Genomic DNA, 8,456 nt, shown 5'->3' with positions numbered 1-8,456 from the left:
CTCGGCTGCCAGTGCGGCAGCCGTTCCCTCACCGTCCATGCCGCCCCAGGCGCGCGAGCAGCTGCAGGCCATGCAGGCCGCGTGGCTGAAATGGTCGCGCCAGGTGGCGCAGCAGACCGAGGATGTGGGCGAGCGCTTTGTCGATGAAGCCCGCCGCATGCACTACGGCGAGACGGACGAGCGCGCCATCCGCGGCAAGGCCAGTCCCGAGCAGGCCATGCAATTGCTGGATGAAGGCATTGCCGTCCTTCCATTGGCCTTGCCCGAAGGCAGCAAGGAAACGCTGCAGTAAGTGGCGACTGGCACATGCTGTCTTGGCGACGACAATTGCTCCCATTGCAATGGATCGGCAATCTCCAGGCCAGGCCTTTGCTTGTTGCTATTGATTGAGTAGCGTCCCAGCTGACTTTGTCGCCCTTCAATTGAAGAGACGACAAACTCAAGCATATCCGCGGCTTTTCGCATAGTGACTGAGCAGGCCACAGGGAGATTGCCGACCTGGGTGTTTCCCGTAAGGCAGCGGACATTGGCTGCTGCCCTGTAAGTCGCAAAAAGGGTAGTTTGCTATCGCTTTGGAAGCGCTCTGGCCTTCCGTGCGGGCCGCGCCGGGCCGAGATGCTGGAGAACCCTAGGCCCTGCCTGCCACCGCGGCACCTTACAGCCCCGTCTGTGCTTGATTATTTCAAGTGTGAGTGGTTGCTTCTATTGCTTGCGAAGGCCAGGCTTGATGCGCCATGCTGCAGTGCGGGGCAGGGCCTGTGCTTAGGAGCACCTACGTAGGCGTTTTCCCGCTGCGGTGCACAACGTCGGCAAGCCTACGATGCGTCCGACCCTGCACAACGCCCGCCAGAGCCTCTGGCGACGCGTTGGGGGCTGGCAGCATCAACGGAGCAGGCGAAGCGCACATGAGCGACGTTATTCTCGAAACCCGGAACCTGACCAAAGAGTTCAAGGGATTTACGGCGGTGAGCAAGGTGGACCTTTCGGTACGCCGTGGCTCCATCCATGCCTTGATCGGCCCCAATGGCGCAGGCAAGACCACCTGCTTCAATCTGCTGACCAAGTTCCTGGAGCCCACCTCCGGCACCATCCGTTTCAATGGCGAGGACATCACGCGGGAAGCACCGGCGCAGATTGCGCGCCGTGGCGTGATCCGGTCCTTCCAGATCTCGGCCGTGTTCCCGCATTGCACGCTGCTGGAGAACGTGCGCATCGGCCTGCAGCGCAAGCTGGGCACGGAGTTCCATTTCTGGCGCAGCGAGAAGAGCCTGTCGCAGCTCGATGACCGCGCCATGCAGTTGCTGGCCGAAGTGGGCCTGCAGGACCTGGCCGACGAGGTCACGGTCAACCTGCCCTATGGCCGCAAGCGTGCGCTGGAGATTGCCACCACGCTGGCCATGGAGCCCGAGCTGATGCTGCTGGACGAACCCACGCAGGGCATGGGCCACGAAGACGTGGACCGCGTGACCCAGCTGATCAAGAAGGTCTCGGCCGGCCGCACGATTCTCATGGTGGAGCACAACATGAAGGTGATCTCCACCATTGCCGACCGCATCACGGTGCTGCAGCGCGGCGCCGTGCTGGCCGAGGGGCCGTACGAGGAAGTTTCGCGCAACCCGCAAGTGATGGAAGCGTATATGGGCACCACCGACGGCCAGTTGCAGGGAGCGCATTGAGATGAGTGCACCGGCATTGGAAATCAAGGGCCTGCAGGCCTGGTACGGCGAATCCCATGTGCTGCACGGCATGGACCTGGTGGTCCAGCCCGGCGAGGTGGTCACGCTGCTGGGGCGCAACGGCGCGGGCCGCACGTCCACGCTGCGCGCCATCATGGGTCTGACGGGCGCGCGCAAGGGCTCCATCCGGATCAACGGCGTGGAGGCCATCCACCTGCCCACGCACCGCATTGCCCACCTGGGCGTGGGCTACTGCCCTGAAGAGCGCGGCATCTTCTCCAGCCTCTCGTGCGAAGAGAACCTGATGCTGCCGCCGCCGCTCAAGACCGGCCAGCCGGGCATGAGCGTGGATGAGATCTACGCCATGTTCCCCAACCTGGCCGAGCGCCGCCACAGCCAGGGCACGCGCCTGTCGGGCGGCGAGCAGCAGATGCTGGCGGTGGCGCGCATCCTGCGCACGGGCGCGCGGCTGCTGCTGCTCGACGAAATCTCGGAAGGCCTGGCACCCGTCATCGTGCAGGCGCTGGCCCGGATGATCACCATGCTGCGCACCAAGGGCTACACCGTGGTCATGGTGGAGCAGAACTTCCACTTCGCGGCGCCGCTGGCCGACCGCTTCTACGTGGTCGAGCACGGCCATGTGGTCGAGCGTTTCGGCGCGTCCGAGCTGCAGGCCAAGATGCCCGTGCTCAACGAACTGCTGGGCGTTTGACCCGGATATCCATCGTGGCCGGCGCCTGGGGCTCGCCGGCTGCATTCCTGCCATGGCCCTGTGACAAAAACCCAAGACATCAACGCGAAGGAGACACCAATGAAAGCAAAACTGACCGCACTGTCGTGCATGCTGGCTGCGGCCGGCCTGGCCAGCCCGCTTGCCATGGCACAGGAGAAGGTGAAGATCGGCTTCGTGACCGACATGTCCAGCCTGTATGCGGACGTGGAAGGCAAGAACGCCGTCACCGCCATGCAGATGGCCATCGATGACTTCGGCGGCAAGGTGCTGGGCCAGCCCATCGAGCTGCTGAGCGCCGACCACCAGAACAAGGCCGACATCGCCGCCTCCAAGGTGCGCGAGTGGGTGGACACGCAAGGTATCTCGCTGGTGTTCAGCGGCACCAACTCCGGCACGGCCCTGGCGGTGTCGCAGGTGGCCAATGAGAAAAAGCGCGTGCACTTCAACAGCGGCGCGGGTTCCTCGGCACTGACCAACGAGCAGTGCAACGCCTACACCGTGCACTACGCCTATGACACCGTGGCCCTGGCCAAGGGCACGGGTACGGCCGTGGTCGAGCGCGGCGGCAAGGACTGGTTCTTCCTGACGGCCGACTACGCCTTCGGCCACGCGCTGGAGAACGACACCACGGCCGTGATCAAGGCCAAGGGCGGCAAGGTGGTGGGCGGCGTCAAGCACCCGCTCAATGCCTCGGACTTCTCGTCCTTCCTGCTGCAGGCGCAGGCCTCCAAGGCCCAGATCCTGGGCCTGGCCAACGCCGGTGGCGACACCATCAACGCCATCAAGGCGGCCAAGGAATTCGGCATCAACAAGAGCATGAAGACCGTGGGCCTGCTGGTGTTCCTGACCGACATCCACAGCCTGGGCCTGAAGAACACCGAAGGCATGCAGTTCACCACCAGCTGGTACTGGGACCAGAACGATGCCACGCGCAAGTTCGGCGAGCGCTTCTTCGCCAAGACCAAGCGCATGCCCACCTCCATCCAGGCTGCCGACTACTCGGCCGTGACCAGCTACCTCAAGGCCGTGCAGGCCGTGAAGTCCACGGATGCCGACAAGGTCATGGCCTACCTCAAGAGCACGCCCATCGACGACTTCTACGGCAAGGGCTCGATCCGTCCCGATGGCACCTTCGCCCACGACATGTACCTGGTCGAGGTCAAGAAGCCCGCCGAGTCCAAGAAGCCCTGGGACTACCTGAAGGTCGTGGCCACGCTGCCCGCCGACCAGGTCTGGACCACCAAGGCCGAGACCAAGTGCGCGCTGTGGAAGTAACGCTGCGCCGCCACTGACCCCCAACCGCCACCCGGCCAACCACGACAGCTGCATCCCATGGAAATCTTTGGTGTTTCCCTGCCAGGCCTGATGAGCCAGCTCCTTCTGGGGCTGGTCAACGGCTCGTTCTACGCCATCCTCAGCCTGGGGCTGGCGGTGATCTTCGGCCTGCTCAACGTGATCAACTTCGCCCACGGCGCGTTGTTCATGCTGGGCGCCATGGTCACCTGGATGGCCATGAGCTACTTCAACATCAACTACTGGGTGATGCTGGTGCTGTCGCCGTTGCTGGTGGGCCTGCTGGGCGTGCTGATCGAGCGCTTTTTATTGCGCTGGATCTACAAGCTCGACCACCTCTACGGCCTGTTGCTGACCCTGGGCCTGTCGCTGCTGATCGAGGGCCTGTTCCGCTCGGTCTACGGCGTCTCGGGCCTGGGCTACGACACGCCTGAGCTGCTGGAAGGCGCGACCAACCTGGGCTTCATGATCCTGCCCAACTACCGCGCCTGGGTGGTGCTGGCCTCCATCGTGGTCTGCGTGGCCACCTGGTTCATGATCGAGAAGACGCGCATCGGCGCCTACCTGCGGGCCGGCACCGAGAACCCGCGCCTGGTCGAAGCCTTCGGCGTCAACGTGCCCGTGATGATCACGCTGACCTATGCCTTCGGCGCGGCGCTGGCGGCATTTGCCGGCGTGCTGGCGGCGCCCGTCTACCAGGTCACGCCGCTGATGGGGCAGAACCTCATCATCGTGGTCTTCGCCGTGGTGGTGATCGGGGGCATGGGCTCCATCATGGGCTCCATCCTCACCGGCCTGGGCCTGGGCGTGATCGAGGGCCTGACCAAGGTCTTCTGGCCCGAGGCTTCGTCCACCGTGGTGTTCTTCATCATGGTCATCGTTTTGCTCATCCGCCCCGCCGGCCTGTTCGGCAAAGAGAAATAACAAGAACGAGGACAAGGGGCCGACCACATGAAATCCAAGACTCTCGTTCAACGCATCGCCCCCTGGGGCTATGGCCTGCTGCTGCTGGGCCTGCTGGCGGCGCCCATGCTGGGTGCCTACCCGGTGTTCGTGATGAAGCTCATGTGCTTCGCACTGTTCGCCTCGGCCTTCAACCTGCTGCTGGGCTACACGGGCCTGCTGTCCTTCGGCCACGCGGCCTTCCTGGGCGGTGCGGCCTATGTGACGGGCTACGCCATCAAGGGCTGGGGCTTCACGCCCGAGCTGGCCATGCTGGCCGGCACGGCCGGGGGCGCGCTGCTGGGGCTGATCTTCGGCTGGCTGGCCATCCGCCGCCAGGGCATTTATTTCTCGATGATCACGCTGGCGCTGGCCCAGATGCTGTTCTTCGTGTGCCTGCAGGCGCCCTTCACGGGCGGCGAGGACGGACTGCAGGGCGTACCGCGCGGCAAGCTGTTCGGCCTCATCGACCTGACCAGCGACCTGACCATGTACTACGTCACGCTGGTCATCGTGGTCCTGGCCTTCCTGCTGATCGTGCGCACCATCCACTCGCCCTTCGGCCAGGTGCTCAAGGCCATCAAGGAGAACGAGCCGCGCGCGACCTCGCTGGGCTATGACGTGGCGCGCTTCAAGCTGCTGGCCTTCGTGATCTCGGCCGCGCTCACGGGCCTGGCCGGTTCGCTCAAGACCGTGGTGCTGGGCTTTGCCACGCTGTCGGATGTGCACTGGACCACCTCCGGCCATGTGATCCTGATGACGCTGATGGGCGGCCTGGGCACGCTGTCCGGCCCCATCCTGGGCTCGGCCGTGGTGGTCATGCTGGAGAACAAGATCGGCGAGTTCGGCAGCTTCCTGCAGCGCCTCACGGGCGTGGAGTGGTTCTCCACGCTGGGCGAGTCGGTGACCATCGTCACCGGCCTGATCTTCGTGGTCTGCGTGCTGCTGTTCCGCAAGGGCATCATGGGCGAGCTGATCGCCTGGCTGCAGAAAAAGCGTACCCCTTGAGATCCTGAAGACCGCACCGAGCGGAGGGAAGGGCAGGCCACCAGGACCGCATCTGATCCTGGCGGCCTGCCCTTATCCGTTGTCGGGCTCCTGCATCCATGCCGGCAGGTCCCGCTGGCCGTGCAGCACACGCCATACATCGACGTGATGGGCGTGCTCCACATAGAACACCATGTACGGGTAGCGCGTCAGCGGCCAGGCGCGCAGACCGGGCAGATGGAGTTCATGGGCATAGCGCAGCGAGCCTGTGGAGGGGTGGCGGCCTATGTGTGCGTAGGCCTTCTCCAGCGCGTCGATGAAGCCCAGGGCTGCGTTTGCTGCCTCCTCGTCCAGGTACCAGGCAAGTATCTCTTCGACGTCCCGGTTGGCCTGCTCGCGGGGGACGATGGCCTTGGCCTTCACCTCCTGGCCTTTGCCCGCTCACGCAGTCCATCGAAATAGCCCGCATCCACCGCGGCAGCCGGCGCCGAACCCGCTCCAGCCAACAGCAGGTTGCGCAGTTGCAGGCGCTCCTGATCCCTGCGGATCAGCTCGCGGACATACTCGCTGCTTGTGCCGTAGCCACGCTGGCTGACCTGCTCATCCACAAAGGACTTGAGGGCGTCAGGCAGGGAAATGTTCATGGTGCTCATGGCGCCAGTGTGGGTTGCTTGGCAAAAATTGGCAAGATTCCCATTCAGCCACTGGAGCTTGAAGAGCTTTTCATAGCTGCAGCGGCCGGGCGTAGCCCGTCATCTCCAGGTATCCCTGACCGGCTCGCGCCTCCTGGCCCGGGCCGGTGGACTTTTGGAGGCTGCACAGGCCCTCCCAGTAGATGGCCCCGGTGGAGGCGCTGCTGTCCAGCTCCTGGTCATCGACCAGGGCGTTCACGGTGAAGCGGCCAGCGGGCGTGTCCACCTGCCATTGCACGGGGTAGCGCGCGCCGCTGGCGGGGCTGCTCCAGTGGCGCAGCGGTGTGAACCGAACGGCATCGTGGGCGAAGACCTGTACCTTGCCATCGGCGCCGCGCAGCGAGCCTCCGGCCCACAGCGCGCCGCCATCGCTGCGGCGCACTCGGAAGGCCGTGAGTGCACCGCCGTCGAACAGGTTCATGCCTATCCAGTCCCAGCCCACGGCCTCGGGGTGCATCAGGGCCTGGCTCCATTCATGGTCCAGCCAGGCGCGGTTGTCACCGGGTTCGCGCGCGGCTTCGATCTCCATGCGCTGGCCTGCCAGCTCCAGCGTGCCGCTCACCTGCAGTTGCGGGCGGCTGTAGTAGTAGCTGGCCTGCTCGGGCTCCGGCCCCTTGCGCGAGAGGCCGGCGCGGCCCTGCAGCAGCGGGTGCTCGCGGGTCTCGAAGCGCAGGTCCAGTGCGAATGCGGTGCTGCGTATGCGGGTGGTGTAGCGTTCGGCCTCGCCGTTACCGGTGCCTTCATCGGTGCGCCGCAGCGACCAATCCTGCAGCCGCACGTCGGCATCGGTCTCGCTGGCCTGGGCAATGCCAAAGCCCGCGCGCGCGATGCGCTGGTCGTGGTGCAGGCGGGCGCCCTGCACATCGCACAGCGCCGCATGGGCAAACAGCAGCTGGCGCGCCGCAAAGGCGGAGCGCAGCTCCTGCGTGGCCTGCACGCGCGACCGGAAGAAGGTGATCTGGAAACCCCAGGCCCGGCCCGCCGCGCGTGCCTGGCCGGTGATGTACCACCACTCGGTGCGCAGACCGGGGTGGCTGCCATGGTCGCGCGGGAAGACCAGCGTGCGTGGCGGCAGTGCCTGGGCGGGCAGTCCTGCCGCCCCCAGGCCCAGGCCGGCAGCCAGGCCCAGCAGATGGCGGCGGGGCAGGGGCATCATGGATCAGCTTTGCAACTGCGCGATGCGCGCCTGGGCCGGCCCGCAGTCGCCGATGCGCTGCATCACCCAGTCCGCATCATGGTAGGTGGGCAGGTAGCGCTCGCCCGCATCGCACAGCAGCGAGAGGATGGAGCCCTGCTCGCCGCGCTGGCGCATCTCGCTGGCCAGCCTGAGCATGGCCACGTAATTGGTGCCCGTGGACGGCCCCACGCGCCGGCCCAGCAGTGCGGACAGGCTGCGCATGGCGGCCAGGGAATCGCAGTCCGCCACCTCCTCCATGCGGTCCACCAGGGTGCGCACAAAGCTGGGCTCCACACGCGGGCGGCCTATGCCCTCGATGCGCGAGCCCGGCGCGGTGAGGGTGGCATCGCCCGTGCGGTGGTAGGCGGCGAACACCGAGCCCTCGGGGTCGGCCACGCAGATACCCGTGGCATGGCGCTGGAAACGCACGTAGCGGCCAATGGTGGCGCTGGTGCCGCCCGTGCCCGCGCCCACCACGATCCAGCGCGGCACGGCATGGCGCTCGCGCCGCATCTGGGTGAACATGCTCTCCGCAATATTGTTGTTGCCACGCCAGTCGGTGGCGCGCTCGGCATAGGTGAACTGGTCCATGTAGTGGCCGCCGGTCTGCGCGGCCACGGCGCGTGCCTCGTCGTAGACCTGGCCTGCGCTGTCCACGAGATGGCAGCGGCCGCCGTAGAACTCGATCAGCGCAATCTTCTCGGCCGAGGTGCTGCGCGGCATCACGGCCACGAAGGGCAGGCCCAGCAGGCGCGCGAAATACGCCTCGCTCACGGCGGTCGATCCGCTCGATGCCTCGACGATGGTCGAGCCCTCATGCACCCAGCCATTGCACAGCGCATAGAGAAACAGCGAGCGCGCCAGCCGGTGCTTGAGGCTGCCCGTGGGGTGGGTGGATTCGTCCTTGAGGTAGAGATCGATCCCCAGGCTGGCAAAGCCGGGCAGGGGCAGCGGGA

10 protein-coding genes are annotated in these 8,456 nt (G+C 65.7%); 6 read left to right on the top strand and 4 right to left on the bottom strand.

Annotated elements, in window-relative coordinates; translation table 11 throughout:
- The 6 genes from ACM14_RS29600 to ACM14_RS29575 all read left to right on the top strand — a co-directional run.
- A partial coding sequence (locus ACM14_RS29600; RefSeq protein ID WP_139093524.1) for a DUF1178 family protein occupies positions 1-292 on the top strand: 292 nt, incomplete at its 5' end.
- Positions 293-905: 613 nt separating this feature from the next.
- A complete protein-coding gene (locus ACM14_RS29595; RefSeq protein ID WP_012206963.1) occupies positions 906-1,676 on the top strand; it encodes an ABC transporter ATP-binding protein in 771 nt (256 codons plus the stop codon).
- A 1-nt stretch (position 1,677) separates the two neighbouring features.
- Positions 1,678-2,388: an ABC transporter ATP-binding protein gene (locus ACM14_RS29590; protein ID WP_065348121.1), complete on the top strand. Its 711-nt coding sequence runs from the start codon at positions 1,678-1,680 to the stop codon at positions 2,386-2,388.
- Positions 2,389-2,487: 99 nt separating this feature from the next.
- Positions 2,488-3,684 carry an ABC transporter substrate-binding protein gene (locus tag ACM14_RS29585; RefSeq protein ID WP_012206961.1) on the top strand — a complete coding sequence of 399 codons (1,197 nt, stop codon included), beginning with the start codon at positions 2,488-2,490 and terminating at the stop codon, positions 3,682-3,684.
- A 57-nt stretch (positions 3,685-3,741) separates the two neighbouring features.
- On the top strand, positions 3,742-4,626 hold the full coding sequence (locus ACM14_RS29580; protein WP_012206960.1) for a branched-chain amino acid ABC transporter permease: 885 nt from the start codon (positions 3,742-3,744) through the stop codon (positions 4,624-4,626).
- A gap of 27 nt (positions 4,627-4,653) precedes the next feature.
- Positions 4,654-5,652: a branched-chain amino acid ABC transporter permease gene (locus ACM14_RS29575; RefSeq protein WP_012206959.1), complete on the top strand. Its 999-nt coding sequence runs from the start codon at positions 4,654-4,656 to the stop codon at positions 5,650-5,652.
- A 72-nt stretch (positions 5,653-5,724) separates the two neighbouring features.
- On the opposite strand, the gene ACM14_RS29570 is transcribed toward ACM14_RS29575, so the two are convergent.
- The 4 genes from ACM14_RS29570 to ACM14_RS29555 all read right to left on the bottom strand — a co-directional run.
- Entirely contained in the window at positions 5,725-6,054 is a 330-nt protein-coding gene (locus ACM14_RS29570; protein WP_065348120.1) for a type II toxin-antitoxin system RelE/ParE family toxin, read from the bottom strand.
- A complete protein-coding gene (locus ACM14_RS29565; protein WP_043819217.1) occupies positions 6,051-6,284 on the bottom strand; it encodes a type II toxin-antitoxin system ParD family antitoxin in 234 nt (77 codons plus the stop codon). Before ACM14_RS29565 ends, ACM14_RS29570 begins: the two co-directional genes overlap by 4 nt.
- A gap of 70 nt (positions 6,285-6,354) precedes the next feature.
- Entirely contained in the window at positions 6,355-7,479 is a 1,125-nt protein-coding gene (locus ACM14_RS29560) for a lipocalin-like domain-containing protein (RefSeq protein ID WP_065348119.1), read from the bottom strand.
- A gap of 3 nt (positions 7,480-7,482) precedes the next feature.
- Positions 7,483-8,456: PLP-dependent cysteine synthase family protein (locus tag ACM14_RS29555; protein WP_065348118.1), on the bottom strand; the 974-nt coding region annotated here is incomplete at its 5' end.

Source organism: Delftia sp. JD2 (genome assembly GCF_001682645.1).
GTDB lineage: Bacteria > Pseudomonadota > Gammaproteobacteria > Burkholderiales > Burkholderiaceae_C > Comamonas > Comamonas acidovorans.
This window is presented reverse-complemented; position numbering and strand designations above follow the sequence as displayed.